Genomic DNA, 25,547 nt, shown 5'->3' with positions numbered 1-25,547 from the left:
CACCGGCGAGAACCGGTGGCGGCCCGTTTTCGGGTACGCGGTCAGCTCGCCTGCAACGTCACGTCGTCGATCACGAAGCTGGTCTGCAGCGAGGAGTCCTCGGTGCCGGTGAACGTCAGCGTCACCGTCTGCCCGGCGTACGCAGCCACGTTGAGCGTGCGCTGGACGTAACTGCTGGAGGCGTTGAGGTTCGAGTACGTCGCCAGCGTGGTCGAGCCCATCCGCACGGTCAGCTTGTCGTACGCCGTGGACGTGGTCGTCTCGGCGGTGTCGATGCGCGTCCAGAACGACAGCGTGTAGCTGGCGCACCCGGCCGGCACGGTCACCGACTGGGACAGGGTCTCGGTGCGGGTGCTGCCGTACCCGTTGAGCCACGCCTTGTACGACCCGGTCCGGGCCGGCTTGCTGCTGGAGTTGGTGATCACCCCGGAGGATGCGGTCCACGGCGTGCTGCCGTTTTCGAAGCCACCGTTGCCGACCACCTGACCGCCGGTGCAGCTCGGGGTCCCGCCGCTCACGGCGAGCTGCCACAGCGCGTACGCGACACCGTCGGCCGCCCGGTTCAGCACCGTGGCGCTGACGTTGGCGGTGGTGTCACAGGACCGGTGGTAACACGGGTCGTACGCGGAGTTGGCGGTGCCACCCCACTTGGCCGCCTGGGTGCTGGTCTTGCGGGCGCTGGCGCCGGCGGCGTAGCCCGAGGTGGGGATGCCGGCCTGCTGGAAGTAGTAGTCGTCGGAGCGGCCCTGCCCCTCGACGTTCTCCTCCGGTTGCAGGCCCAGGGAGTCCCAGTACGCCTTCAGCGGCGCCGCGGTGGTCGAGGTGACCCGGTTGATGAAGTAGCCGCCGTTGACCGAGCCGACCATGTCGAAGTTGTAGTAACCCTTGATGTAGCCGCGCTGGGTGCTGGTGAGCGAGTTGACGTAGAACCGGGAGCCGTTGAGCCCCTGCTCCTCGTCGGTCCACCAGGCGAACCGCACCCGCTTGGTCATCGTCGGGTTCTGCGCGGCCAGGACCAGCGCGTTCTCCAGCAGGGTCGCCGAGCCGGTGGCGTTGTCGTTGATGCCCGGACCGGCCGAGACGCCGTCCAGGTGCGCGCCGAACATGACCACCTGGTCGGCCGGGCCGCCGGGCCACTCGGCGATGAGGTTGTTCGAGGGATACGTGCAACTGGAGCAGTACTGCTCGCTGACGGTGTAGCCGGCCGACTGGAGCCTGGTCTTGACGTAGGTGAGCGAGGCGGTGTAGCCGGCCGAGCCGGCCCGTCGGTTGCCACCGTTGCTGGTGGCGATGGCGTTGAACTGGGTCAGGTGCGCCTGGACGTTGCTGACGGAGATGTCCGGCGCTGCGAGTGCGGCGACGGACCCGGCGATCGGCCGGGCCACCGTCGTGGCGGTCGGGGGTGACGCGGTCACCGGTTGGGCGGCCAGCGTCACGGTCGTCGCGGCGAACACGGCGAGCGCGATTCTCGCGCTCAGCGTTCTGCCTCTCATGGGGGCTCCTCGGGGTCGGAGGGATACCCGAGACAATTACAGATGTCGATGTACTAGGCATCGGTCGTTCGTCCCGAACCGCCGCCGGTTCGACGGTGGGTACCGGCGTCAGCACAGCTGAGTAGAAGTGTCAGGATGGGTAGGTAACGCGGCAGGGGTCGTCAGGCCCGGAACGGGGGCTTGCGATGGGGTCGGATCGAGCGTGACACGACCCAGCAGCGACCTGTTCCTCGGCGGCGGCGAAACCGGGCGGTTGATGGCCGAGCTGGACTGGGCCCGCACCCCGCTCGGCCCGGTCAGCGAATGGCCGCAGAGCCTGCGCGCCGCCGTCCGGATGGTGCTCTCCTCCCGGTACCCCATGCTGCTGCTCTGGGGCGAGAACTACTCCCAGCTCTACAACGACGCCTACTCGGCGCTGATCGGTGACAAGCACCCCGCCGCTCTCGGCGACGACGTGCGGGTGACCCTGGCCGAGGTCTGGGACGTGCTCGCCCCACTGGTCGAGGAGGCCATGGCGACCTCGGTGGCCAGCTGGGTCCCCGCGCTGCAACTGCTGCTCAGCCGGGCCGGCTACCGCGAAGAGGCGTACTTCAGCGTCTCGCACGCCCCCGCCCGCGACGACGACGGGCGCACCGTCGGCGTGCTGACCGTGTGCAGCGAGGTCACCCAGCAGGTGATCGGCGAACGTCGGCTGCGCCTCCTGCGCGACCTGTCAGTGCTCGGCGACGGGCGCACCGTCGACGTGGACGCCACCGGCGCACGGCTGGTCGGCGTGATCGACGACCACCCCCTGGACGTGCCGTTCGCCGCCATCTACCTGCGCGACGGCACGACACTGCGCCGGATCGCCTGCACCGGCGGCGACCGGCGGCACGCCCAGACCCTGCCGGACGCCGTCGAGCTGACCGACCCGGGCCCGTCCGCGTACGCCTGGGGGCTGGCGGACGCGGCCGAGGGCCGGGCGACCGAGGTGACCGACGTCGCCGACAGGTTGCCGCTGCCCGCCGGCCCGTGGGACGACCCGGTCCGCACCGCGCTGGCGCTGCCGCTGTCCTCCGCCGACGAGGGTCAGCCACGCGGCGTCCTGCTCGCCGGGGTGAGCCCCAGCCGTGGGCTCGACGAGGCGTACCGCTCGTTCCACCAGCTCCTCGCCCAGCAGATCTCGGTGGCATTGCGCAACGCCCAGGAGTACGAGGAGGAGCGGCGCCGCATCGAGGCGATGGCGGAACTGGACCGCCTCAAGACCGACTTCTTCGCCAACGTCAGCCACGAGTTCCGTACCCCGCTGACCCTCATCCTCGGCCCGCTGACCGACGCCCTCACCGACGCCACCGCGCCGCTGGCACCGGTGCAGCGGGAGCGGGTGGAGACCGGCTGGCGTAACGCGACGCGACTGTTGACGCTCGTCAACAGCCTGCTCACCTTCTCCAGCCTGGAGGCCGGGCGGGCGCGCAGCGACGCCCGGGTGGTCGACCTGGCCGCGCTGACCGCCGAGCTCGCCGGGGTGTTCCGGGCCGCCGTCGAGCGGGCCGGGTTGACCCTCGAGGTGAGCTGCCCACCGCTGCCCCGGCCGGTCTCTGTCGACCCGGTCAACTGGGAACGCATCGTCACGAACCTGCTCTCCAACGCCCTCAAGTACACCTTCATCGGCCGCATCCGGGTCACCCTCGACGCCGACGACGAGGAGGTGCGTCTCACCGTCGCGGACACCGGCATCGGCATCGCGGAACGGGACCTGCCGAAACTCTTCGAACGCTTCCATCGGGTACGCGGCGCCCGCTCGCGCAGTCACGAGGGCACGGGCATCGGTCTGGCCCTGGTGCACGAGTTGGCCCGGCTGGAGGGCGGCGACGTCCGAGTGACCAGCCAGGTGGGCGTCGGCAGCCGGTTCACTGTGACGCTGCCGTGGTCGGCGACGCACCGCACCGCGGTCAGCGGCCCGACGGTCGGCGGGCGGGGTGACGCGGCCCGGGCCGCCGTCGAGGAGGCGGTGGGCTGGCTCACCGAACCGAGCGACGCGGTGACCGAACCCGACCCCGCGACCCGAACGACCACGGATGAGCTGGCCGGGGCCCGGATCCTGCTCGCCGACGACAACGCCGACATGCGGGCGTACCTCACCCGGCTGCTCACCGCGCAGGGCTGGCGGGTGCGGGAGGTCACCGACGGTCAGCAGGCCCTCGACGAGATCCACCGCGACCTGCCGGACCTGGTGCTGACCGACGTGATGATGCCGGTGATGGACGGCTTCGACCTGGTGCGCCGGCTCCGGGCGGACCCGGCGACCCGGGCGCTGCCGGTGCTGGTGCTCTCCGCCCGTGCCGGCGGTGAGGCCAGCGTGGAGGGCCTGAGCCTGGGCGCCGACGACTACCTGGTGAAGCCGTTCGCCGCAGCCGAGCTGGTCGCCCGGATCCGGGCCAGCATCCGCCGGGCCCGCGACCGTACCCCCGCGGCGGCCCTCGGCGGCGAACCGGCGACCGTCGCCGCCTCCGCTCCCCCTTCGCTCCCGGCCCCGGTCGGCCCCGTCACGGCGGACCCGGCTGTCGAACCCGTCCGCGACGCGGCGGTGCTCGCGCCGACGCCGGCCGACCCGGACGCGCTGGGCGATCTCCTGGACGTCGGGTGGACGTACCCGTCCGAACCCACCTCGGCGGCGGCGCTGCGTCGGGACGTGCGCGGCGTCCTGGGTGAGCTGGACGTTGACCCGGACGTCCTGGAGGATCTCCTGCTCGCCGCCTCCGAGGCCATGAACAACGCCGTCGAGCACGCGCAGCGGCCCAGCCGCCCGGAGGTGCGGGTGCGCGTCCAACTGGGTGGCGGCCTGGTCCGGATCTCGGTACGGGACTTCGGCACCTGGCGGGACCGCCGACCGGCGATGGACCGGGGGCGCGGCGCGCTGCTGATGAACGCCTACGGCGACGTGCGACTGGTCTCCACCGCCGAGGGGACGACGGTGACCATCGAGCGTCGGCTGGCCTGAGCGGCGGCAGCGCGTCAGAGTCGACGGCCGCCGCCGTCGCGGGCGATGATGCCGTCCAGCCGCTCCCCCGGGGTGAGGTGCGCCGGATCGAACCAGAAGATCACCACCTGGCTGTCGAGACTCCACCGCGTCACCCGGGCGTCGACCTGCCGACCGTCGACGGTGCCGATGATCCGCTTGGCGGGGCCGACGAAGTAGCCGAAGGTGGGCACCGGCGCGGCGGCTGACCTCTCGTCGTAGCCGATCTGGTGGAACCCGGCGCTGCGGTCACTGCCCTCGACGTCGTTGACCAGGATGTCCGTCGTCAGCGAGCCGCCGGGGGTTTGGCGACCGGCGGCCAGGCCGATGGACACCTTGGGTTGGCCGGGCACGGACACCGGGACGAAGTAGTACATTCGGCGCTCGCTGCCGTGCCGTACCCCGCTGTCCACCAACTGGCCCAGGGGCTTCGCCAGCGGCCTGTCGCTGGCCAGCGTCGGCGGTGGCGTGCGGTCCGGCGACTTCTGCGCTGTCGGCGAGTCGGCAACCGTCGGTGAAGCGACAGCGGCCGGCGGCAGGGGCTCGGTCGGCGTCGGATCGCCCGGCCCGGACACGCCGACCGCCACCGCGACGACCGCGGCGGCCAGGCCGGTCGCGAGCGTCGCCGCCCCGGCCGCGGCGACGCGCCGACGGGTACGCAACCGACGTCCCTCGCGCATCACGGCGCTCAGATCGAGCCCCGCGTCGGGACGCTCGGTCGCCCGCATGGCGTGGCGGAGCCGTTCCAGCTCGCTCATCGGCGCGCCTCCTCATCGGCCATCCGGGGGGTGGCGCTGCGCAACTTCTCCAGAGCCCGCGAACTGGTGCTCTTGACGGTGCCGACGGATACCGAAAGTTCCCGGGCCACCTGCGCCTCCGGCAGGTCGAAGTAGTAGCGCAGGACGACGATGGCGCGCTCCCGAGGGCTGAGCGCACCGAGGATGGCGATCAACCAGCGCCGGGTTGCCACGTCGTCGGCCACGTCGTCACGCCGCCGCTCCGGCACCTCGTCGGTCGGGTACTCCCGCATCGGCCGTCGCCACCCGTCCACCAGATGGTTGACCAGCGTGCGGCGCGCGTACCCGTAGGCGTCGTCGTCGTGGATCCGTGACCACGACGCGTAGGTACGGACCAGCGCGGTCTGCGCGGCGTCCTCGGCCTGGTGGTGGTCGCCGGTCATCAGGAACGCGGCGTGCACCAGTCGCGCGGACGCCACCCGCGCGAACTCCACGAAATCCGCGTCCCCCCGCGCCACCGCGAACCCTCCCCGTGCCACAGAGCTAGAGACGGGCGGGGCCGGCAAAAGGTTGAGCGCTGGGTCACATCAACTTTTCGCCCCGGTCACCCGTCTTCTCCTCCGCGCCACCACCGAGCGTTGCGCGAGGGGAGAGACATGTCGACGAAGGTTACCCGCCGCTGGGGTCCCGCATCGATGGCGTCGCTGCTGGTGATGGCGTTGCTCACCGGATGCGGTCTGCCGGCCGCCGGGGAACCGGCCACCGAACCGGTCGCCGCCGGAGAGCTGCCCGCCGGGCCGGCGACACCCGCCGGGCGGCCGAGCGCGACCACCGAGGTGCGGTCCAGTTCCCCAGCGGTCATCCCGGTGACCTACCCCGCCACCGGCGGTAACCGCTGGTCGGTGGCGTCCGGCGAGACGACGCCGGGACGCGCGACGGGCGGCCGGTTGCTGCGCTACCGGGTCGCCGTGGAGCGCGACATCCAGGGCCTGGCGACGGCTGACATCGCGACCGCGATCACCACGACGCTGAACGACCCGCGCGGGTGGACGGCGGGCGGGGCGTGGCGGCTGCGCCGGGTCGGTGCCGGTGAACCGACCGACTTCACCATCTACCTGGCGACCCCCGGCACCCGTGACACGCTCTGCCAGGACGTGCCGGACGCCTACACCTCGTGCCGCAACGGTGCCCGGGTGGTGCTCAACGTGGCGCGTTGGGTCAAGGGGGTGCCGCGGTACGGCGCGAGCCTCGACACCTACCGGCAGTACATGGTCAACCACGAGGTGGGACACAAACTCGGGTACGGCCACGAGCGGTGCCCCGGGCGGGGCCGGGCGGCGCCGGTGATGCAGCAGCAGACGCTGGGCCTGCACGGTTGCGCCGCGAACGCCTGGCCGTACCCGAAGGGCAAGACCCGCTACAGCGGCCCGGTCGGGGCGTACGACGACGAGATCCCCCGGCGTGAGGGCGGCTACCCGGCGCGCTGAGACCGTCGGCGGCGGTGTGCCATCAGGTGCGCCGCCGCCGTTCCTGTTCGAGTCGCTCATCCAGCCGACCCATCTCGTAGATGGCGTTGAGGCTGGTCGGCAGGCGGCTGACGTTGTCGTTGTCCGGAACCGGGCCGGGATCCGGTGCGGGACCGGAATCCGGCACGGGACCGGGGTCCGGCGCGGGTGCGGCAACGGCGGGGGCCGGGGCCCGGCGGCGCAGGAGCAGCAGCGCCAGCACCGCGAGCAGCACGACGACCAACAGGTACGACGCGGGTGGCCAGGCGTCGCGGGTGGGGCTGGCGAACACCGGCGGGGCGGCCGGTTCGGGGGTGTCGCCGTCGCGCTGGGGCACGACGACCTCGCGGGTGTCGGTGCTCTCGCCGACGGGGCGGCGATCAGGGGCGGGGGCGGCGGGTGCGGGAGCATCACCCACCGAACCGGCGGGCGCCGGGACCGCCGTGGTCCGCACCGGGGTGGGCTGACCGGCGGCCGGTGGCCGACTGGGCGTGGGCACCCCGGTCGCGGTGGCGCTCGGTGTCGGAGCGGCACTGGGCGGGTCGCCGCCGAGCAGGTCGTCGACGATCTGACCGACCCCACCGATGATGTCGCCGAGCGGATTCGACGTGGCCGACGGCGAGGGCGCCGGGGCGAGGGCGAGGGTCAGCGCGAGAACGACGACGGTAGGCATGAAGCGACCTCCGATGTGCCGAGATGCCACGCACCGTACCGCGTCCGGCGAGCGCGTGGTGACACCGGCACACCCGGGCGGGGGCGCGTGCGTCGCGCGCCCCCGCCCGCGATGTCAGTGCCGGTCAGACGGGCAGGCCGCCGACCTGAGTGGAGATCCACGAGCGGATGGACGGCAGGTCCACATAGATGGACGGGCCGGTGGCGCAGGTGGAGTTGTTGTTGCCGGCCCGACTCGTCGCGCCGATCAGGTTCCACACCCCGTTGACCTTGCGCACCTGCGGACCACCCGAGTCGCCGTAGCAGGCGCCGGAATTGCCGTTGGTGTTGTTGGTGCAGATCTCGTACGGGCCGTTGATGCCGGAGCACCGGCTGTCGGCCACGATGGAGGTGTCCAGTTCGTTGGCCACCGCCGGCGCCGACCCGCAGCCCCGGGGAGCGCAGGTCTGACCCCAGCCGATGATCCGGGTGGCGGTGCCGACCGCGCCGGAGGTGCTCGGGATCGGGGCCGGGGCGTACGTCACCGAGCTGGCCAGTTGCAGCAGCTTGACGTCGACGCTCGGGTGGTTGACCGCCCGGGTCACCCGCACGACGGTCCCGCCGCTGGTGCGGTTGATGCTGCCCACCCGCACCGAGGACGGCGTCGAACAGTGCTTGGCGGTGACCGCCCAGTTGCCCTTGATCAGCGTGCCGGTGCAGCCGGAGACGTACACCATGAACGGGTAGTTCTCCGACGCCGGCCGGCCGCCGACCACCAACGGCGCGATGTCCGAGTCGCCGCTCCAGGTGTACGTCGTGCTGGCGGGCGCGGCCAGGCTGCCGGCGAACAGCGAGTTCACCCGGCTCGCCTCGGTGGAGCTGGGGTTCGCGTTGCGGCAGGACACCGGGGCGCTGCTGCCGGACATCAGGTCGGTGCACAGCCCGGTCCGCCGGTCCGGCAGGCCCAGGATGTGGCCGATCTCGTGGGCGGCGATGCGGTTGCGGTCGTAGCCCTGGTTGACGGCCGTGCGGCCCATCCAGATCCGGCCCGAGCCGAGGCCGGTCGGTTGCGCCCGGGGCCAGCCGTCGTCGACGTAGATGGTGATGCTGGCCGGGGTGCCGGCCAGCAGCCGGACGTTGCTGACCCGGCTGTTCCAGATCTGCGCCGCCTGGTCGAAGTTGGTCCGGAACTCACCGGTCCGGCTCGCGTCGTAGTAGACGGTCCGGACGGCGGCGGCCGGAGCGCCGGTGGCGAGCTGCATCCCGGCCGCCGCCAGGATCGCCACCAGCATGGCCAGCGCCGCACGTCTCAGTTGTCGTCGAAGCATCATGCACTCCCCTGCGGTCGTCCGGCGACCATCAGCCACCGGGTCATCGATGCACGTAGATGTTACTGTGACGGCGATCGATGTCAGGCATAGCGGAAGCGTCATACCGTGGCCGCGTCGAGCACCCCGGCCGCCGGCAGTCGCCGGTCGCGCGGACGACGTCAGGTGGCACCCGCACCGCTGGCGGCGATCAACGCCTCAGCCGCGGTGGTGCGGGCGTAGAGCACGAAGCGCCCGACGCGGTGCGCGCCCACCAGGCCGGCTTCGCGCAGCGCACCGAGGTGCTGCGACACGGTGCCCGTCGCGAGGCCACACCGACCGGCCAGTTCCAGCGTCGAGGTCGGGACCGCCAGCTCGTGCAGCAGCGCCGCCCGGGTTCGACCCAGCACCCGCGCCAACCCTCGCCCGTGCGGGGTCGGATCCCGTTCCCAGAGCGTGCCCACCGCCCGCGCCGGGAACCGCAGGACCGGCTGCCCCGGAGAGTCGAAGTTCGACCACACCCGAGCGCCGATGAACACCGACGGTACGAGCAGCAGACCCCGCCCGTCGAGTCGCACCGAGCCGGCCAGGGTGACGTGCTCCACGGTCAGCGTCTCGGCCTCCAGCCGGACGAACTGGTTGAGGTGATTGAGCAGGCCGTGCACCCCGTCGGTGGCCATCCGCTGCGCGCCGAGCAGCACCTCCCGCTCCAGCAGGGCTCGCATCCGGGGCCAGTAGGGCGCGATGACCGCGTCGGCGTACCCCCGGATCGCCGTGGCCAGCCGGGGCAGCTCGGTCGCCGGGTCGGCATGCAGCGCCGCCAGGCGCGACGAGCGTGGCCCGGGCAACGCTTCGACACCGGCCCGAACCGCCTCCGCAGAGGTGGCGACGAGGGTCGCCAACTCGACGTCGAGGGTGGGCTGTGACATGGCCGGGGGCGGGCAGAGGAAGGCGGGGATGACCGGCGTCGGCATCCGCACCAGGTCGGCGAAGAGCCGCCAGTCCACCCCGGTCAGCCGGGGCCGGACCCGCTCGTACCAGGCCAGGTGCTCCGGGAACTGTTGCGGCCGCTTGACGACCCGCACGCTGGCCACCGCCTCCCACAGCGGTGACACCGCGAAGCGGGTCATCGCCAGGTCCCGCGCGGCCAGGCCGACCAGCATCATTGGCGCTCCCGGTGGATTCGGCGAGAGTCGAATCTATCGGTTCGACGCGCCACTGCCGGCACCGTGGACGGTGTGACCACCGCCCCGACGACAACCGCACCGACGCACCGGACCAGTGCCTGGCCGCCCTCCTTCCGACTGCTCTACGCCGCGTCCCTCATCGACGGCATCGGCTTCCACATCGGCCAGATGGCCGTACCGGTGATGGCGGTGTCCCTGCTCGCGGCAACCCCCGCCGAGGTGGGCCTGCTCGGTGCGCTGAGCACCGCCGCGTTCCTGCTGATCGGTCTGCCGGCCGGAGTCTGGGTGGACCGGCTGCCACGACGCGCCGTCCTGGTCACCGCCGACATCACCCGTGCCGCGCTGGTGGCGTCCGTGCCGCTGGCGTGGTGGGCCGGCGTGCTGAGCATCCCCCAGCTGTACCTGGTGGTGCTACTGACCGGGGTCGGCACCGTCTTCGCCGACGTCGCCGCGCAGAGCTGTCTGCCGCAGGTGGTCGGCCGGGACCGACTGGTCGCGGCGAACGCACTGATGATGAGCACGAACGCCACCATGCAGATCGCCGGACGAGGGCTCGGCGGGATCGTCGTGCAGGCGCTGACCGCGCCGGTCGCGATCGTGCTGGACGCGGCGGCCTACGTGGTCTCCGGGGTGATCCTGACCCGGATCCGCCCCGAGGCGCCCCGCCCGCGCCAGCCCCGGGCACCGGGCGGCTTCGCCCACCAGCTCGGCGCCGGTGTCCGGCACGTGACCGGCAGCCCTCTGCTGCGTCCGCTCGCCCTGTCGACCGCGAGCATCAACCTGACCATGCAGCTGACCACCGCCATGCTGCCGGTGGTGTTCCTGCGCGAGCTCGGCCTGGGCGCCGCCGCGCTCGGCCTCTTCCTCGGTACGGGCGGAATCGGCGCTCTCCTCGGCGCGGTGACCGCCCGCCCACTCGCCGAGCGAATCGGTCACGGTCGCGCGCTGTGGCTACCCGGCCTGCTCGTCGCACCCCTCGGTGGACTGGTCACGCTGATCGACACCGGGCCGATGCTCTGGGTGGCGGCGAGCGGCTGGCTGGCACTGGCCTGGCGGACGGGGGTGGGCAACGTGATCGGAGTCAGCCTGCGCCAAGGCGCCACCCCGGACGAGTTGCTCGGCCGGATGAACGCCACCTTCCGGTTCCTGCTCACCGGGGCGCTCGCCATCGGCGCGGTGCTCGCCGGGGTGCTCGGCCAGTACGCGAACGTCCGCACCGCACTGGTGGTGGGCGCGGCCGCGAACGCGTTGACCTGGCTTCCGGTGTTCTTCTCACCGTTGCGCACCCTGGACCGGCCGCCCTCGGTCGACTGACCCCGTCCGCTGTTACCCAGCGGTTACGCCACGGCGAAGCCCCTGTGGCGGGGCGGGACGACGGTGGCGGCAGAGGGTCACCGGCAGCGCCGCCGCGACGTGGCCCCGACACCGAACGGAGAAACCACAATGAGGATCAGGAGCGCACTGACCGCGCTGGCGGTCGTCCTCGCCGGCCTGGTCGCCAGCGCCGGCAGCAGCACCGCGGCGGGCGGCACGACGGCCGCGTACTGCGGGATCACCTGGGGCAGCGCGGAAAAGTCGGCCGGCGCGTTGAGTGACGCGCCGCTGGTCGAGGTCCGGACCGGCCGGCACGACTGCTACGACCGGGTGGTGTTCGAGTTCGCCGGCCCGGTCAACGGTTACGCGATCGGCTACGGCGAGACGTGGACCGAGGGCGAAGGGTTGGCCCTGTCGCCGTACACCGCCGGGGGCGCGCTGCTGCGGGTCTCGCTGCGGGCCCCCGCGTACGACGACGACCACCTGGGCACCGTGCCGTACGCGGTCGGCGAGCACGTGAGCAACCTGTTGCGCTATCCGACGCTGCGCGACGTGGTCTTCGGCGGCAGCTACGAGGGCTACAGCACCTTCGCCGTCGGCGTACGGGCGCGGTTGCCGTTCCGCGTGCTCGTACTGGCCGGACCGGGCACCCACAGCCGGGTGGTGCTCGACGTCGCCCACCAGTGGTGATCGGATCCGGCCGAGCCGCGTGGCCGTCCGCCCGTACCCGGCGGGCGGCCACGCGCAGAACACCTAGCCCACCTCGCTGCGGCGCGCCGTACTGAACCGCCGTTGGTAGGCGGCGGGGCTGATCGACAACTTCCGGGCGAAGACCCGTCGCAGGCTCTCGTAGCTGGGGAACCCCGCCAGGGTCGCGGCCCGCGTCGCGGTGTGACCCTGGTCGAGCAGCGCCCGCGCCAGGTCGAATCGGATGTTCTCCACGTAGCGGGCCGGTGTCGTGGACAGCTCGTCGTGAAAGAGCCGGGTGAGTTGCCGGGTGCTCACGTTCAGGTGCCTGGCGAGTTCGGCGAGCGAGAAGTCGCCGCGAGGGTTCGCCGTCACCACGTCGGTGACGGTCCGCAGCGCCGCCGAGCGCGGGGGCGGCCCCTGCAACGGCGCGGAGAACTGGGACTGGCCGCCCGCGCGCTGCATGTACACCACCAGGGCGCGGGCGACGTCGCGCGCCAGGTCGGGTCCGTGGTCCTCTTCGACGAGAGCGAGCGCCAGGTCGATCCCGGCGGTCACCCCCGCCGAGGTGTACGTGCTGCCGTCGCGGACGTAGATCGCGTCCGGCTCGACGCGGCACGCGGGATACCGGGCGGCGAGCTGGTGCGCGACCTGCCAGTGCGTTGTCGCACGCTTGCCGTCGAGGACACCGGCGGCGGCGAGAACGAACGCCCCGGTGCAGATCGACGCGACCCTTCCCGCCGCAGCCGCCGGCACCCGCACGGCGTCCACCAGGCCGGCGGGCACCGTGGCGCTCGGATAGTGGTCGGACCCGGCCACCAGCAGGGTGTCGAACGCCGGCTCGGCGGCGATCGCACCGTCCACCGCCATCCGGACCCCGAGACTGGAGGTGACCTCCGCACCGGTCGGCGACAGCAGCACGATCCGGTAGTCGGCACCGAAGCGGTTCGCCTCCTTGAACACCTCCGCCGGACCGGCGACGTCCAACAATGTCACCCCGTCGTAGACGAGGATCGCGACCCGATGCGGACCGGTGTTCGGCACCGCTCATTGGTAGCACGCCCTCCACCAGCCGCGGACCGCGTCCGGATATGAGGGATTCCTGGCCGGACGAGGGCGGCGCCGTACGACGATCGGTGGGCAGCATGGGGGGCGTCAACACGGCTGCGCACAGTGCCGGGAAGGTCGGAGGACATGTCAGAGGTCATCGCGGGGTTGGAGATTCCGGATACAGCGGCGGTCGCCGAAGCGACCCGGCACATCCAGGAAACCACCAGGCCGGTCATTTACCACCACTCCCGCCGGGTCTTCTTCTTCGGCCTGATCCACGCCCACCGGCTCGGCGTGAAACCGGACCCGGAGCTGCTCTATCTGGCGGCCATGTTCCACGACACCGGCCTGCTGACCCCGTTCTCCGACGTCGAGCAGCGCTTCGAGATCGACAGCGCCGACCACGCGCGCGCGTTCCTGATGGGCCGGGGTTTCTCGACCGCCGCCGCCGAGACCGTGTGGACGGCGGTCGCGCTGCACACCTCGCCCGGCATTCCCGACCGGATGGGCCCGGAGATCGCGACCACGTACCTCGGTGTGCTGACCGATGTCCTCGGCCTCGGTCTGGACGGGCTGGAACACGATCAGCTCGGCGACATCCTCGCCGCCCATCCACGCGGGGACTTCAAGAACGAGTTCCTGCGCGCCCACGTCGACGGGCTGAAGAACCGCCCCGAGACCACGAACGGCACCGTGAACTCGGACATCCTCGAACACTTCATCCCCGGCTTCCAGCGCGTGACGACTGTCGAGCGCATCGTCGGGTCGCCCTGGCCGAGTTGATTGGACACCGATGCGAGCGATCACCGTACGCGACCGTGACGCGGGGATCAGCGGGCTCACGCTGACCGACATGCCGCACCCTCATGCCGCGGAGAACGACGTCATCGTGCGCGTTCACGCCGCGGGCTTCACCCCCGGAGAGCTCGACTGGCCGGCGACGTGGTCCGATCGTGCCGGCCGCGACCGGACACCCAGCATCCCCGGGCACGAGTTGTCCGGAGTCGTGGTCGAACTCGGCTACGGCACCACCGGCCTCACAGTGGGTCAGCGGGTGTTCGGACTGACCGACTGGGCGCGCAACGGGTCGCTGGCCGAATTCACGGCGGTGGAGGCTCGCAACCTCGCCCCGCTCGCGGCCGACATCGACCACACCGTGGCCGCGGCGCTGCCCATTTCCGGACTGACCGCATGGCAGGGGCTGTTCGACCACGCTCACCTCGCGACCGGTCAGACCGTCCTCATTCACGGCGCCGCGGGAGGCGTCGGCTCGATCGCCGTTCAACTCGCGCGGGAGGTGGGCGCGCACGTGATTGGCACCGGCCGGGCCGACGACCGGGACCTCGCGCTCAGCCTCGGCGCGCAGACGTTCCTCGACCTGGACGCCGACGATCTGCGCCGGGTCGGCGAGGTGGACGTGGTGCTCGACGTCATCGGCGGCGACATCCTCCGGCGGTCGACCGAACTCGTACGCCCCGGCGGCACCGTCGTCACCATCGCCACGCCGCCCACCGTCCAGCCGAAGGACGGGAGAGCCGTCTTCTTCGTCGTCGAGCCTGATCGCGCCCGGTTGATCGACCTCGCCCAGCGCCTGCGGGCCGGACGGCTCAAACCCATCGTCGGCGCCGTGCGACCGCTGCACGAGACGGCCTCGGCGTTCGCTCGTCACCGCCGCGCACCGGGCAAGACGATCATCCGGGTCGCGGACGATGAGGCACCGCGGCACCAGAGCGCGGACAGCTGACCGGCGCGTAGGCGGCTCAGGCGTGCAGGGTGGGCCGGTAGCTGAGTTCCAGGGACCGGCCGTCGAGGGTCCGGCTCCCGATCAGCTCCAGGTCGAAATCGGCCGCGCCCTGGAAGATCGGCTCAGTTCCGGTCTGACCGGTGATCACCGGGCCAGTCGAGGGAGCCCGCCAGCGTGTTCGACACCACCGTCGCCGGGGGGCTCCTCATCCGGGTCACCCCGGCGTCGCGGACCTCGGGCTCTCCATTCACGTGTCAGTTGGCGGCGACGGGTCCGCAGGTAGGCCCGCTCGGTCTCGTTGGTGGCCAAAGCCATGGCCTGGTCGTAGGCGGCTCGGGCCTCGTCGTCCCGTCCGAGCCGGGCCAGCAACTCGGCACGGGTGGCGGGCAGCCGGTGAAAGCCCGGAAGGTCGACACCCTCCAACGCGGCGAGGGCCACCGTCGGTCCGTGCACCTCGGCCACGGCGACCGCACGGTTCAGCGCGACGACAGGGGTTGGCGCGAGCGCGAGGAGCTGGTCGTAGAGCGCCAGGACCTGCTGCCAGTCGGTGGCGGCGCCGTCGGTGTGCACCGCGCTGATCGCGGCCTGGATCTGGTACGGGCCGGGCTGGTTGCGGCGCAGGCATCGACGGACCAGGTCGTGGCCCTCGGCGATGAGGGCCACGTTCCACAGCGACCGGTCCTGGTCGGCCAGCAGCACCAGTTCGCCGGCCGGGTCGAGCCGGGCCGGGCGGCGCGCCTCGGTCAGCAGCAGCAGCGCGAGCAGACCCAGGACCTCGGGCTCGTCGGGCATCAACGCGGCGAGTTCGCGGGCGAGCCGGATCGCCTCGGTGCACAGGTCCGTTCTGATCAACGGTCCGGCGGTGGACGCGTAGCCCTCGTTGAACATCAGATAAAGCACGGTGAGCACGGGCGGCAACCGGTCCGGCAGCTCATGTGCGGCGGGCACCCGGTACGGGATGGCGGCGTCGCGGATCTTCTTCTTGGCGCGCACGATCCGCTGAGCGACCGTCGCCTCCTGAATCAGATAGGCCCGGGCGATCTCCGGCACGTCGAGGCCACCGAGCAGGCGCAGCGTGAGGGCCGTCCGCGCCTCCGGAGCGAGTGCCGGGTGGCAGCAGGTGAACATGAGTCGAAGCTGGTCGTCCTGCACCGGTCCCACCTCCCTGGGCTCGTCCTGTTGGTGCAGCAGCAGGGCCTGGGCGTGCCGGGCCTCCCGGGTCGACTCCCGGCGAAGCCGGTCGACGGCCCGGTTGCGTGCGGTGGTCACGATCCAGGCGCCGGGGTTCGGCGGCGGGGTTTGCCACTTCTGCAGCGCTGTGGTGAACGCGTCCTGCACCGCCTCCTCGGCGAGGTTGATGTCGCCGAGGAGGCGGGCAAGGGTGGCGACGCAGCGGCCGTACTCCGCGCGGTAGATGCTCGCCAGGTCAGTGTCGGGAGACTGGTCCACGTCGGGAGGCCGGCTACTGGTCAGGCCTGGGACAGGTCGTCGAAGGGGCGTACCTCGATCGGGCCGCAGGCCGCCGCGCACCTCTGCGCCCAGGCCAGCGCCTGGTCCAGGTCGGCGCACCTGATGACCCAGAACCCGGCGATGTGCTCCTTCGTCTCGGCGAACGGCCCGTCGCTCATGGTGGTGGCGCCGTTGTCGACCCGGACGACGGTGGCGCTCTCGGGCGACGTGAGTCCCCCGCCGAAGACCCAGGCTCCCGCGGCCTGCATGTCGTCGTTGATCCGGCCGGTCTCCCGGAACATGGTCTGCACCTCCTCGTCGGACGGCGTCGGCGCGCCCTCGACGAAGTGCACGGACAGCAGGTACTGCTTCATGACGATCCTCCAGTAGGTCGAACGGGCAGGTCAGGCGGCCAGGCGGCGGGCGATCGCGGGGATCACGATCGCGGCCGCGACCAGGTGGGTGAGCATCAGCAGCGCCTTGGTGGCCGCCCCGGCGTCGGCGAACACGTCCGGCACCAGCGACAGGACCGTCAGCGCCACCGTCGTGCGGACGAACGTGTGCCGCGGGCGCCGGGCGAAACGCGCGAGCAGCGCCGCGATGGCGACCCCGATCAGCGAGAAGACGGCGGTCAACACACCGAACCCCGACACCGGGATCGGGGTGCCGCTCAGATCGAGGCTGACGCCGGCCAGGTCGCCGGCGGCGGCGACGGCCATGGTGGCGGTGCTCGCGACGACGGCGGCGATGACACCGGTCCGGATCAGCGCGCCGACGGTCGACGTGGTGGTGCGGGTCGGGTTCACAGTGGCGGTCATCGTGCCCTCCGGTGGCTGGGTGCCCGGCTCGTTGCCGGGCTCTCACCAGGGCTACGAACGGAACCGGTCCCAATCGACAACACGCCCAGAAATTCTTGGCGACGGCGTGAGGCGAGGCAGCCCCTTTTGTCGCCGGACGCCTCGCCTCGCAACCGCCCGAGGGAGCTAGGCCTCGTCGGCGAGGTGCCAGACCTCGCGCATCGGAGCCCACCAGTCCCCCGACCCCGGCTCGGCGATCGACTCCTGGCACGGGTCGGTCAGTTTCCACCACTCCTGCGTGTGCGGGTCCGCGGCGATCAGCCGCTGATCGGCCTCGTAGTCGTCGCCGACGTACTCGTAGTAGCCGAACAACAGGTCGTCGTGGAGGAAGATGGTGTAGTTGCGGAAATTCGCCTCGCGCAGCGTCTTCTCGACGCTCGGCCACACCTCGGCGTGTAGCCGCAGGTAGTTTTCCCGCTGCTCGGGGCGGAGTCGGATCACGCAGCCATGACGTTGCACGTCGTGCCCTTTCGAGTGAGCTGATTCACTGGTGCCGAAGGCACCTGACCGTAGCGGTTGGACGGTGCCGGTGAGGGGCCAGCCGGGCACCGATGCCGACCGTTCCGCCAGGACTACGGACGGTCGCAGCGGGTCTACCCTCGGGTGATGGAGGGCCGCGTGCTGGTCGTCGAGGACGACTTCTCGATCCGGGAGGTCACCGCCCTCGGTCTGCGCCGCGCCGGCTTCCGGGTCGACACCGCTGTCGACGGGCGGCAGGCCCTGGCCGCGTTCCGCGCGCACCCGGTCGACCTCATCGTCCTCGACATCATGCTGCCGGGGCTGGACGGTCTGGAGGTCTGCCGGGAGATCCGGCGCGGCAGCCAGGTGCCGATCCTGATGCTGACCGCGCGCACCGACACGATCGACGTGGTGGTCGGGCTGGAGTGCGGCGCGGACGACTACCTGCGCAAGCCCTTCGACCTGCCCGAGTTGGTGGCCCGGATCCGTTCGGTACTGCGCCGGGTGAACGTGCCGGCGGCGTCGACAGTCATCGAGGTCGGCGGCCTGGAGATCGACCCGGGCGGCTTCGTGGTCCGCCAGCACGGTCGGGAGGTGACGCTGACCGCCACCGAGTTCCGCCTGCTGCTGGAGCTGGCCCGGCGGCCCGGCCAGGTCTTCACCCGGGAGCTGCTGCTGGACCTGGTGTGGAACCACGACTTCCTCGGCGACTCCCGACTGGTCGACGTGGCCGTGCAGCGACTACGCGCCAAGATCGAGGACGATCCGGCGCAGCCCCGGCTGATCCGGACCGTGCGCGGCGCCGGCTACAAACTGTCGACGGGCTGACCGGAAGGGGGCGGCGATGGCCGGACACGCGGTGCTCCCCGGCCGCCTGCGGCGCCGGCTGACGATCGCGTTCGTCCTGGTCGCCGGCGTCTCGGCCGGGCTGCTCGCCGGCGGGACCGGGCTGCTGCTGCGGCAGTCCTGGTTGGACGCGTCGCTGCATGAGGCAGCCGCCGACGCCCGCTACCAACTCGTGCTCGCTGGGCAGTTCCTGCCGCTGACCGAGCAGCGCAGTACCGAACTGCTGACCAGCTTCGAGGCCAGCGGTCGGCACGTCGTGCTCGTCGACGGCCCGGCCCGCGCCTCGCACCCCGCGTACGCCCCGGTGCTGGGCACCCGGTTGCGGGCCGTCGTCGCGGACGGGCGGCTCGGCTACCAACGCTCCGCGCGGGCGGAGCGTCCCCGGCTGCTGATCATCGGCGGGCGCATTCCCGGCTCGACCGCCGAGCTGTACGTCCTCACCGTCGAGGACGGCGTCGCCGCCGACCTGGGTCAGCTGCGCACCGCGCTGCTGGCCGGCTGGGCGCTCGTGGTGCTGCTCGCCGCGGCGGTGGGTCACGCGCTGGCCCGCCGCACGTTGGAGCCGGTGGGTCGGGCCAGCCGGGCCGCCCGAGCGCTCACCGAGGGCCTGCTCGCCACCCGCCTGCCGGTACGCGGGCGCGACGAGTTCAGCGTGTGGGCGGCGACGTTCAACGAGATGGCCGAGGCGCTGGAGGCGAAGATCGCGGCGTTGTCGGCCGCGCAGGCCCGCGAGCGGCGGTTCACCGCCGACGTCGCGCACGAGCTGCGTACCCCGGTGACCGCGTTGGTGGCCGCGGCGTCGCTGCTGCGCGAGCACCTCGACCAGTTGCCTGAGGACGCCCAGCCGTCCGCCCGGCTGTTGATCGGCGACGTGGTCCGGTTGCGCCGGCTGGTCGACGATCTGATGGAGATCTCCCGGTTGGACGCCGGGCGGGAGCGATTGACGGTGCGGCCGGTCGACGCGGTGGCGCTGCTGCACGGCATCGTCTCGGCACGCGGCTGGTCGGCGCGGGTGCGGGTCACCGGTGACCCGTTGGTGTTGCGCACCGACCCGCGCCGGCTGGAGCGCGTGCTGGCCAACCTGGTCGCCAACGCTGTCGAACACGGCGGTGGCGAGATCACGGCCACCGTGGCGGGTGCGGGCCCGCTGGTCGTCTTCGAGGTCACCGACCAGGGGCCCGGCATCCCGGCCGAGCATCTGCCCCGGGTGTTCGACAGGTTCCACCAGGTGGACGCGTCCCGCTCGGCGCCGGGCAGTGGGCTCGGGCTGGCCATCGCGCGGGAGCACACCGATCTGCTCGGCGGCGCGCTGGGCGTGCACAGCGAACCGGGCGAGGGCACCCGGTTCCGGCTGGAGTTGCCCGCTGACGGCCCCGCCGGCCCGCAGGGTGACGTGCCGCGCCAGGACCAGCGCGCCGACCCGGGCCCGAGCGGGCGTGCCGCTGACCCGGTGGGCGGTGTGGGATGAGCCGCCGCGGCACGGTCCGGCTGGGCGTACCGGTGCTCATCGCGGCGCTCCTGCTCAGCGGCTGCGGCACGTCCCGCTCCGGTGACCTGGGCCCGGCGCCCACCGCGCCGCCGACGAGCGCCGCACCCGGCAGCCGCCCGGCACCCGTCCCGACCGTGGCCGCGCAGCCGACGCCACCACGACCACCAACCGACCGCCCACCGCGTCCGTCGGCGGCGGCGTCCTCCGGCACGCGCCGGCCCGACCCGGTGACCATCGAGCTGTGGTACGTCCGCGCCGGGCTGTTGGTGCCGACCCGGCGCACCCGGCCGGCCACTGTCGCGACGTCCCGGCTGGCGCTGGCCGAACTGGCCGCCGGGCCGAGCCCGGCCGAGGCCGCCACCGGGATGACCACGCTGCTTCCGGCCGGCGTCGAGGTCACCCGCATCGCCGACGGCGTCGCGACACTGCGGGTGCCGTCCGTCGGCGACCCGGCCACGCGACGACTGTGTGAGGCCCAGGTGGTGTGGACGTTGACCCAGTTCCCCACCGTGCGGCAGGTCCGCCTCGACGGCGCGGCTGCGGTCGATCGGGCGGACTACGCGGATCTGCTGCCGCCGATAGTGGTCACCGGCCCGGTCCCCGGCGAGCGCGTCTCCGCGCCGCTCGTCGTCACCGGCACCGCCGTCGTGTTCGAGGCCACGGTGAGCGTCCGGGTGCTGGACGCCGCCGGCCGGGAGGTGGCCACCGGCTTCGGCACCGCCAGTTGCGGCAGCGGCTGCCGGGGTGGCTACCGGGTGGTGGTCGGCTGGCGCGCGGTCCGCGAACAGCAGGGCACTGTCGAGGTGTACGAGGTGTCCGCGGTGGACGGCGCACGGATCAACACGATGGCCGTGCCGGTGGTCCTCGCTGGCGGCGACTGACCATCCGAGAGCCGCGGCTCAGCGGCTTTCCGGGTCGGTCGATTGTGATCAGGTGGGCGATACTTGCCGGCGGGTCGTCCACCTGGCACAGACCTGTCACCGGCGCCGCGAAACGGGGATCCCGCATGCCGACCACGTCACCTGCCGCGTCGACGGGCGGGCCTCGCCGGCCGGTCCGCTGGCTGTCGAGCACAGTGCTCGCCCTGCTCCTGCTGGCGGGCCTGGTCACACCGGCCGGCCTGGTCACACCGGCGGCGACCGTCGGGCGGCTGCCGGCCACCGTGCCGGCCGCCAGCACCTACGGCCCGTTCGACGTCGGCTTCGCCGAGGGCAGCGGTCTGCTCGACACCGATCTGACCCGCCGGCTGGACGACCTGGTCGCCTACGTTCCCGGCCGCTCCCCGATGATCCGCATCGACCTCGACTGGTGGTACGTGCAGCAGTGCCGCACCTGCGCGTTGCGCTGGGACCGACTCGACCCGGTGGTGGATGCCGCCCGCGCCCGGGGCATCCGGGTGCTGATGGTGCTCGCCTACGCGCCGCCCTGGGCCAACGGCGGCAACAGTACCGACAAGTGGTTCCCCACCGACGACGCCGACTGGACCACTATCGTCGGCGCCACAGTGCGGCACTTCGCCGGCCGGGTGCACGCGTACGAGGTCTGGAACGAGCCGAACAACGGGCGGTCCGGCAGCTATGAAGGTTTCGGCAACTACGCCACCGACCGGAAGACCCGCTACTGGCAACTGGTCCGGCTCGCCCACCCCCTGATCCACGCCGAGTGCGCGGACTGCGTGGTCCTCGCCGGCGGCTCGGGGGGCGGCACTCCGGTCACCAGCACCGGCAACGTGAACGAGGCGGCGCTCTGGTTGGACTGGGCCTATCGCAACGGGTACGGCCCGTACTTCGACGCGGTGGCGCTGCACCCTTATCCGGCCTGGAACTCCGGTCTGGGCCCGGCCGCGCCGGAGTGCGTCAACCGCTGGTGGAACCTCTTCGGCCCGCCCGGGGAGAATCCGCCCTGCGGTGAACTGGCCTACCTGCGCTCGGTCATGGTCAACCACGGCGACGGGGCGAAGAAGATCTGGGGCACCGAGTTCGGCTACCCCACGTCCGGGGCGACCGGCCTGGGTCGGGAGACCCTGCGGGATCACCTGGTCCAGGGCGTGTCCATGTGGCGCTCACTCAGCTACACTGGGCCGCTGTTCCTCTACTCGTACCGGGACGCCTGCACCGATCCGACCAATCCGGAGTGCAACTTCGGGGTGGTGACGAGAGATTTCACCCCGAAAGAGCCGATCTTCACCGATTTGTCGGTTCAACTTTCGGACACCGCGCCGGCCAACCTGCGTACCGGGCAGACCCTGCGCCGGTGGGCCAAGCTGCGCTCCCTCGACGGCCGTTTCGAGTTCTGGTTGCAGGACGACGGCAACCTGGTGCTCTACCAGCGCAGCTCCGCCACCGCGCTCTGGGCCAGCAACACCCGCGACGGCGTGCGGCTGGTCAACGGCCCCGACGGGAACCTCGCCCTGTACCGCGCCAACGGCACGATCGCCTGGTCGACCCAGACCGGCGGTCACGGCCCCGCCAGTCTCTGGCTCCAGGAGGACGGCAACCTCGTCCTGTACCGCGACAGCGACGCGAAACCCGTCTGGGCGAGCAACACCATGGTGAGCTGACCAGACCCCCGATCCCCCGCTGAAACGCCATCGTTTCGTCGGCGAGATGCGAGGCAACTCACGAAAGCCTGCACGATCAGCGAACCGCGAACTAGGGTCAGTACGACATCGTTTCGCGGGGGGTCGAGATGCTGGGTGGTCAGCAGGTGGACGCGGGCGCCGGGGTGCCGGCTGCCCGGGCTCCGCGCTGCACCGACAGCGACCTGTTCACCGTCGTCATCGACACCCTGCGCGAGGTCGGCTACGACCGGATGACCATCGACGCCGTGGCCGCCCGCGCCCACGTCAGCAAGGCCACCATCTACCGGCGCTGGGACGGCAAGGCGGAGCTGGTCGTCGCCGCCCTGCGCGACCAGCGCGTGGGTGTGCACAACCCGCCCGACACCGGCTCCCTTCGCGGTGACCTGATCGAGTTGCTGCGGGCCACGGCCGCGATCTGCACTGCCGACTGCGACCTGATGCAGGCGTTGACCTTCGCCATGCGGACCAACCCCGAGCTGGAACGTCTGGTCCGTCACCAGGTGCTGCCGGCCGGGCGGGTGGCCAGCACCGCCATCCTGGTCCGGGCCGCCGCCCGCGGGGAGATCCCGCCGGAGGCCGGCGAGCGGGAGATGTTCCACGATCTGGCGCCCGCGCTCACCATGTCCCGCATCGTCGCGCACGGCCTACCCGCCGATGACGCGTTCCTCACCCAGGTCGTCGACCAGGTGCTGATCCCGGTGCTCCGCTATCAGCACGACGGTCCGTCGCCGGCCTGATTCACCGATATCCGTAACACGGAAGGCTTCACCATGCCCGGAACCACCTCGACCGCCCCCGGCGCGCCCAACGCCGGGGTGTCGACCGGCGCCCCGCATCCGCGGCGCTGGATCGCGCTGGCGGTCATCGCGGTCTCACAGCTGATGGTCGTCCTGGACGCCACCATCGTGAACATCGCACTGCCGCAGGCCCAGGCCGACCTGGGGATCACCGACGCGAACCGGCAGTGGGTGATCACCGCCTACACGCTGGCCTTCGGCGGTCTGCTGCTGCTCGGCGGTCGCATCGCCGACTACTGGGGGCGCAAGCGCACCTTCATCGTCGGCATGACCGGTTTCGCGCTCGCCTCGGCCCTGGGCGGTCTGGCCACCACCGGTGAGATGCTCTTCGCCGCCCGCGCGTTGCAGGGCGCCTTCGGCGCGCTGCTCGCCCCGGCGGCGCTGGCGCTGCTCACCGTTCTCTTCACCGAGACCACCGAGCGGGCCAAGGCCTTCGCGGTGTACGGCGCGATCGCCGGCGGTGGATCGGCTGTCGGTCTGCTGCTCGGCGGGGTGCTCACCGAGTACGCCGACTGGCGCTGGTGCCTGCTGGTCAACATCCCGGTCGCCGCGATCGCCATCGCCCTCGCCCTCCCGCTGGTGCCGGAGAGCCGGGCCCACGGCAACACCCGCTACGACGTACCCGGTGCGATCGTGGTGACCGCCGGCCTGGTCTCCCTGGTGTACGGCTTCACCAAGGCCGCCGAGGACGGCTGGGACGCCACCGCGACGCTCGGTTTCATCGCCGCGGGCGTGCTGCTGCTCGCCGCGTTCGTGGTGATCGAGCTGCGCTCCAGCCACCCGCTGCTGCCGCTGCGGATCCTGCTGGACCGCAACCGGGGCGGGGCGTTCCTCACGTCGACGCTGATCGGCGCGGGCCTGTTCGGGGCGTTCCTCTTCCTGACCTTCTACTTCCAGGTGGTGTTGCAGTACAAGCCCCTGGAGGCCGGTCTCGCGTCCCTGCCGGTCACCGCCGGTGTGCTGATCGCCGCGGGTGGCGCCAGCCAGCTGATGCCCCGGGTGGGGGCCAAGCCGCTGATGGTCGCCGGTTCGGCGCTCGCCGCCCTGGGCATGCTGGTGCTGACCCAGATCGACGTGGACACCCCGTTCCTCACCCACCTGCTGCCCGCGCAGGTCGTCCTGGGCCTCGGGTTGGGCTTCACCTTCGTCCCGCTGTCCAGCCTCGCCCTGGTCGGGGTGCCGGAGCACGACGCCGGCGCGGCCAGCGCGACGCTCAACGCCACCCAGCAGATCGGCGGCTCGCTCGGCACCGCGCTGCTGAACACCTTCTACACCAGCGCGGTCGCCGCCTACCTGGTCGGCCGGGCGCCGAACCCGGTCAACCAGGTCGAGGCGCTGGTGCACGGCTACCGGGTGGCCTTTGCCTGGGGCGCGGCGCTGATCGTGCTCGCCGGGCTGGCCACACTGGTCCTGGTGAAGGTCCGCAAGGAGGACGTCCCGACCGGCAACACCGTGCACATGGGTTGAGCTGACCGCCGTGGCCGCCGGCCGGAGTGCCCCGAGCCTGGGGTGGGCCGGCCGGTGGCCACGTCCGGTAACGTCCCGATCATCGTCGAAAATCCGTTGAGGAGACCCATGTCGACCCCTGCTGACCAGATCATCACCGCTCTGCGCGCGGGCCACGAGGAGCTCGCCGCGCTCGTCCGGGACCTCAAGGAAGACGACCTGCTCCGCCCGTCCGGGGCCAGTGAGTGGCAGGTGTCGCAGGTGCTGAGCCACCTGGGCAGCGGCGCCGAGATCAACCTGGCGACGCTGGAGGCGGCCCGCACCGGCACGCCCGGCCCGGACGGGGACTTCAACCGTGGCGTCTGGGCCCGCTGGGACGCGATGTCCCCGGCCGAGCACGCCGCCGGCTTCCTCGCCAGCAACGAACGACTGGTCGAGGCGTACGAGGCGTTGGACGCCGAGAGCCGGGCCTCGATGCGGGTCGACCTCGGCTTCCTGCCGGAGCCGGTCGACGTGGCCACCGCGGCCCGGTTCCGGCTCAGTGAGTTCGCCCTGCACCAGTGGGACGCCGAGGTGGCGTTCAACAGGTTCGCGGCGGTGACGCCGGGGGCGGTGGCGCTGCTGCTCGACCAGATCGGCGGCATGCTGGCCTGGACCAGCCGACCGCATAAGTTGGACGGTCAGGGGGCCACCCTGCTGGTCCGGCTGCACGCGCCCGAGCGGACGTTCGGGCTGCGGCTGGGTGAGCAGGTCGAGATCGTCGACGCGCCGGAGCATCCCGACGGCGAGCTGGTGGCGCCGGCCGAGGCGTGGCTGCGGCTGGCCACCGGACGGCTGGGTCCCCAGCACACCCCCGACGGGGTGCTGGTGACCGGTTCGGTGACCCTCGACGACCTGCGCCGGGTCTTCGTCGGCTTCTGAGACGGTGCCGCGCGGGCCGGTGATCCGGC

Annotated in this window: 25 protein-coding genes; 13 read left to right on the top strand and 12 right to left on the bottom strand. The window is 72.1% G+C overall.

The window, feature by feature from the left end; all coding sequences use genetic code 11:
• Positions 1-41: 41 nt before the first annotated feature.
• Positions 42-1,493 carry a M28 family peptidase gene (locus tag IF22_RS0115200; protein WP_030332458.1) on the bottom strand — a complete coding sequence of 484 codons (1,452 nt, stop codon included), beginning with the start codon at positions 1,491-1,493 and terminating at the stop codon, positions 42-44.
• Positions 1,494-1,695: 202 nt separating this feature from the next.
• Between IF22_RS0115200 and IF22_RS0115195 the strand changes: the two genes are divergently transcribed.
• A complete protein-coding gene (locus IF22_RS0115195; RefSeq protein WP_030332456.1) occupies positions 1,696-4,473 on the top strand; it encodes an ATP-binding protein in 2,778 nt (925 codons plus the stop codon).
• 14 nt (positions 4,474-4,487) lie between these two features.
• Here IF22_RS0115195 and IF22_RS0115190 read toward each other — a convergent pair whose 3' ends face one another.
• Complete coding sequence (locus tag IF22_RS0115190; RefSeq protein WP_030332454.1) at positions 4,488-5,249, bottom strand: hypothetical protein; 762 nt, start codon at positions 5,247-5,249, stop codon at positions 4,488-4,490.
• Complete coding sequence (locus tag IF22_RS0115185) at positions 5,246-5,746, bottom strand: SigE family RNA polymerase sigma factor (RefSeq protein WP_030332453.1); 501 nt, start codon at positions 5,744-5,746, stop codon at positions 5,246-5,248. The genes IF22_RS0115190 and IF22_RS0115185 overlap by 4 nt, the downstream gene beginning before the upstream one ends.
• Before the next feature lie 138 nt (positions 5,747-5,884).
• Here IF22_RS0115185 and IF22_RS0115180 point away from each other — a divergent pair, with 138 nt between their 5' ends.
• Positions 5,885-6,715: a DUF3152 domain-containing protein gene (locus IF22_RS0115180; protein ID WP_030332451.1), complete on the top strand. Its 831-nt coding sequence runs from the start codon at positions 5,885-5,887 to the stop codon at positions 6,713-6,715.
• Positions 6,716-6,737: 22 nt separating this feature from the next.
• Here the strand turns inward: IF22_RS0115180 and IF22_RS0115175 are convergent, their stop codons facing one another.
• From IF22_RS0115175 to IF22_RS36170, 3 genes are all read right to left on the bottom strand, one after another.
• Complete coding sequence (locus tag IF22_RS0115175) at positions 6,738-7,406, bottom strand: hypothetical protein (RefSeq protein ID WP_030332449.1); 669 nt, start codon at positions 7,404-7,406, stop codon at positions 6,738-6,740.
• A 124-nt stretch (positions 7,407-7,530) separates the two neighbouring features.
• Entirely contained in the window at positions 7,531-8,646 is a 1,116-nt protein-coding gene (locus tag IF22_RS0115170; protein WP_425339849.1) for a snapalysin family zinc-dependent metalloprotease, read from the bottom strand.
• Between the two features lie 227 nt (positions 8,647-8,873).
• The gene (locus IF22_RS36170; protein WP_030332445.1) at positions 8,874-9,857 is read right to left on the bottom strand and encodes an ArsR/SmtB family transcription factor; all 984 of its coding nucleotides are present in this window, start codon (positions 9,855-9,857) and stop codon (positions 8,874-8,876) included.
• Positions 9,858-9,929: 72 nt separating this feature from the next.
• Between IF22_RS36170 and IF22_RS0115160 the strand changes: the two genes are divergently transcribed.
• The gene (locus IF22_RS0115160) at positions 9,930-11,192 is read left to right on the top strand and encodes an MFS transporter (RefSeq protein WP_051708555.1); all 1,263 of its coding nucleotides are present in this window, start codon (positions 9,930-9,932) and stop codon (positions 11,190-11,192) included.
• Between the two features lie 129 nt (positions 11,193-11,321).
• Positions 11,322-11,882: an AMIN-like domain-containing (lipo)protein gene (locus tag IF22_RS0115155; protein WP_030332442.1), complete on the top strand. Its 561-nt coding sequence runs from the start codon at positions 11,322-11,324 to the stop codon at positions 11,880-11,882.
• 63 nt (positions 11,883-11,945) lie between these two features.
• Here the strand turns inward: IF22_RS0115155 and IF22_RS0115150 are convergent, their stop codons facing one another.
• Positions 11,946-12,923, bottom strand: a complete 978-nt coding sequence (locus IF22_RS0115150) for a GlxA family transcriptional regulator (RefSeq protein ID WP_030332440.1) — start codon at positions 12,921-12,923, stop codon at positions 11,946-11,948.
• A gap of 150 nt (positions 12,924-13,073) precedes the next feature.
• Between IF22_RS0115150 and IF22_RS0115145 the strand changes: the two genes are divergently transcribed.
• The gene (locus tag IF22_RS0115145) at positions 13,074-13,712 is read left to right on the top strand and encodes an HD domain-containing protein (RefSeq protein WP_030332438.1); all 639 of its coding nucleotides are present in this window, start codon (positions 13,074-13,076) and stop codon (positions 13,710-13,712) included.
• Positions 13,713-13,722: 10 nt separating this feature from the next.
• Positions 13,723-14,673: an NADP-dependent oxidoreductase gene (locus IF22_RS0115140; protein ID WP_030332436.1), complete on the top strand. Its 951-nt coding sequence runs from the start codon at positions 13,723-13,725 to the stop codon at positions 14,671-14,673.
• Between the two features lie 16 nt (positions 14,674-14,689).
• On the opposite strand, the gene IF22_RS36165 is transcribed toward IF22_RS0115140, so the two are convergent.
• From IF22_RS36165 to IF22_RS0115115, 5 genes are all read right to left on the bottom strand, one after another.
• Positions 14,690-14,821, bottom strand: coding sequence for a hypothetical protein (locus IF22_RS36165; RefSeq protein WP_256443407.1), 132 nt, complete (start codon positions 14,819-14,821; stop codon positions 14,690-14,692).
• On the bottom strand, positions 14,818-16,122 hold the full coding sequence (locus tag IF22_RS0115130; RefSeq protein WP_245233637.1) for an RNA polymerase sigma factor: 1,305 nt from the start codon (positions 16,120-16,122) through the stop codon (positions 14,818-14,820). Before IF22_RS0115130 ends, IF22_RS36165 begins: the two co-directional genes overlap by 4 nt.
• 20 nt (positions 16,123-16,142) lie before the next feature.
• Complete coding sequence (locus IF22_RS0115125) at positions 16,143-16,496, bottom strand: YciI family protein (RefSeq protein ID WP_030332431.1); 354 nt, start codon at positions 16,494-16,496, stop codon at positions 16,143-16,145.
• A gap of 30 nt (positions 16,497-16,526) precedes the next feature.
• Positions 16,527-16,940, bottom strand: a complete 414-nt coding sequence (locus IF22_RS0115120) for a DUF6069 family protein (RefSeq protein ID WP_030332429.1) — start codon at positions 16,938-16,940, stop codon at positions 16,527-16,529.
• A gap of 165 nt (positions 16,941-17,105) precedes the next feature.
• Positions 17,106-17,420, bottom strand: coding sequence for an L-rhamnose mutarotase (locus IF22_RS0115115; RefSeq protein WP_245233636.1), 315 nt, complete (start codon positions 17,418-17,420; stop codon positions 17,106-17,108).
• A gap of 165 nt (positions 17,421-17,585) precedes the next feature.
• Here IF22_RS0115115 and IF22_RS0115110 point away from each other — a divergent pair, with 165 nt between their 5' ends.
• The 7 genes from IF22_RS0115110 to IF22_RS0115080 all read left to right on the top strand — a co-directional run bounded on the left by IF22_RS0115110 (position 17,586) and on the right by IF22_RS0115080 (position 25,518).
• Entirely contained in the window at positions 17,586-18,266 is a 681-nt protein-coding gene (locus tag IF22_RS0115110; protein WP_030332427.1) for a response regulator transcription factor, read from the top strand.
• A gap of 16 nt (positions 18,267-18,282) precedes the next feature.
• On the top strand, positions 18,283-19,752 hold the full coding sequence (locus tag IF22_RS0115105) for a sensor histidine kinase (protein WP_051708497.1): 1,470 nt from the start codon (positions 18,283-18,285) through the stop codon (positions 19,750-19,752).
• Complete coding sequence (locus tag IF22_RS0115100) at positions 19,749-20,654, top strand: Gmad2 immunoglobulin-like domain-containing protein (protein ID WP_245233635.1); 906 nt, start codon at positions 19,749-19,751, stop codon at positions 20,652-20,654. The genes IF22_RS0115105 and IF22_RS0115100 overlap by 4 nt, the downstream gene beginning before the upstream one ends.
• Before the next feature lie 125 nt (positions 20,655-20,779).
• Positions 20,780-22,333, top strand: a complete 1,554-nt coding sequence (locus IF22_RS0115095; protein WP_081883836.1) for a hypothetical protein — start codon at positions 20,780-20,782, stop codon at positions 22,331-22,333.
• A gap of 128 nt (positions 22,334-22,461) precedes the next feature.
• Positions 22,462-23,091, top strand: a complete 630-nt coding sequence (locus IF22_RS0115090; RefSeq protein WP_051708495.1) for a TetR/AcrR family transcriptional regulator — start codon at positions 22,462-22,464, stop codon at positions 23,089-23,091.
• 33 nt (positions 23,092-23,124) lie between these two features.
• On the top strand, positions 23,125-24,618 hold the full coding sequence (locus IF22_RS0115085) for an MFS transporter (RefSeq protein WP_030332422.1): 1,494 nt from the start codon (positions 23,125-23,127) through the stop codon (positions 24,616-24,618).
• 108 nt (positions 24,619-24,726) lie between these two features.
• The gene (locus IF22_RS0115080; RefSeq protein WP_030332421.1) at positions 24,727-25,518 is read left to right on the top strand and encodes a maleylpyruvate isomerase family mycothiol-dependent enzyme; all 792 of its coding nucleotides are present in this window, start codon (positions 24,727-24,729) and stop codon (positions 25,516-25,518) included.
• Positions 25,519-25,547 lie beyond the last annotated feature (29 nt).

Origin of the sequence: Micromonospora parva (assembly GCF_000718515.1) — a bacterium.
Lineage (GTDB): Bacteria > Actinomycetota > Actinomycetes > Mycobacteriales > Micromonosporaceae > Micromonospora > Micromonospora parva.
This window is presented reverse-complemented; position numbering and strand designations above follow the sequence as displayed.

Coding starts and splice junctions, on each gene's coding strand:
- IF22_RS0115085 (WP_030332422.1), top strand. CDS start 23,125: ATGCCCGGAACCACCTCGACCGCCCCCGGCGCGCCCAACGCCGGGGTG.
- IF22_RS0115200 (WP_030332458.1), bottom strand. CDS start 1,493: ATGAGAGGCAGAACGCTGAGCGCGAGAATCGCGCTCGCCGTGTTCGCC.
- IF22_RS0115120 (WP_030332429.1), bottom strand. CDS start 16,940: ATGACCGCCACTGTGAACCCGACCCGCACCACCACGTCGACCGTCGGC.
- IF22_RS0115140 (WP_030332436.1), top strand. CDS start 13,723: ATGCGAGCGATCACCGTACGCGACCGTGACGCGGGGATCAGCGGGCTC.
- IF22_RS0115080 (WP_030332421.1), top strand. CDS start 24,727: ATGTCGACCCCTGCTGACCAGATCATCACCGCTCTGCGCGCGGGCCAC.
- IF22_RS0115125 (WP_030332431.1), bottom strand. CDS start 16,496: ATGAAGCAGTACCTGCTGTCCGTGCACTTCGTCGAGGGCGCGCCGACG.
- IF22_RS0115110 (WP_030332427.1), top strand. CDS start 17,586: ATGGAGGGCCGCGTGCTGGTCGTCGAGGACGACTTCTCGATCCGGGAG.
- IF22_RS0115090 (WP_051708495.1), top strand. CDS start 22,462: ATGCTGGGTGGTCAGCAGGTGGACGCGGGCGCCGGGGTGCCGGCTGCC.
- IF22_RS36170 (WP_030332445.1), bottom strand. CDS start 9,857: ATGATGCTGGTCGGCCTGGCCGCGCGGGACCTGGCGATGACCCGCTTC.
- IF22_RS0115145 (WP_030332438.1), top strand. CDS start 13,074: ATGTCAGAGGTCATCGCGGGGTTGGAGATTCCGGATACAGCGGCGGTC.
- IF22_RS0115155 (WP_030332442.1), top strand. CDS start 11,322: ATGAGGATCAGGAGCGCACTGACCGCGCTGGCGGTCGTCCTCGCCGGC.
- IF22_RS0115105 (WP_051708497.1), top strand. CDS start 18,283: ATGGCCGGACACGCGGTGCTCCCCGGCCGCCTGCGGCGCCGGCTGACG.
- IF22_RS0115170 (WP_425339849.1), bottom strand. CDS start 8,646: ATGCAGCTCGCCACCGGCGCTCCGGCCGCCGCCGTCCGGACCGTCTAC.
- IF22_RS0115180 (WP_030332451.1), top strand. CDS start 5,885: ATGTCGACGAAGGTTACCCGCCGCTGGGGTCCCGCATCGATGGCGTCG.
- IF22_RS0115190 (WP_030332454.1), bottom strand. CDS start 5,249: ATGAGCGAGCTGGAACGGCTCCGCCACGCCATGCGGGCGACCGAGCGT.
- IF22_RS0115100 (WP_245233635.1), top strand. CDS start 19,749: ATGAGCCGCCGCGGCACGGTCCGGCTGGGCGTACCGGTGCTCATCGCG.
- IF22_RS0115095 (WP_081883836.1), top strand. CDS start 20,780: ATGCCGACCACGTCACCTGCCGCGTCGACGGGCGGGCCTCGCCGGCCG.
- IF22_RS0115175 (WP_030332449.1), bottom strand. CDS start 7,406: ATGCCTACCGTCGTCGTTCTCGCGCTGACCCTCGCCCTCGCCCCGGCG.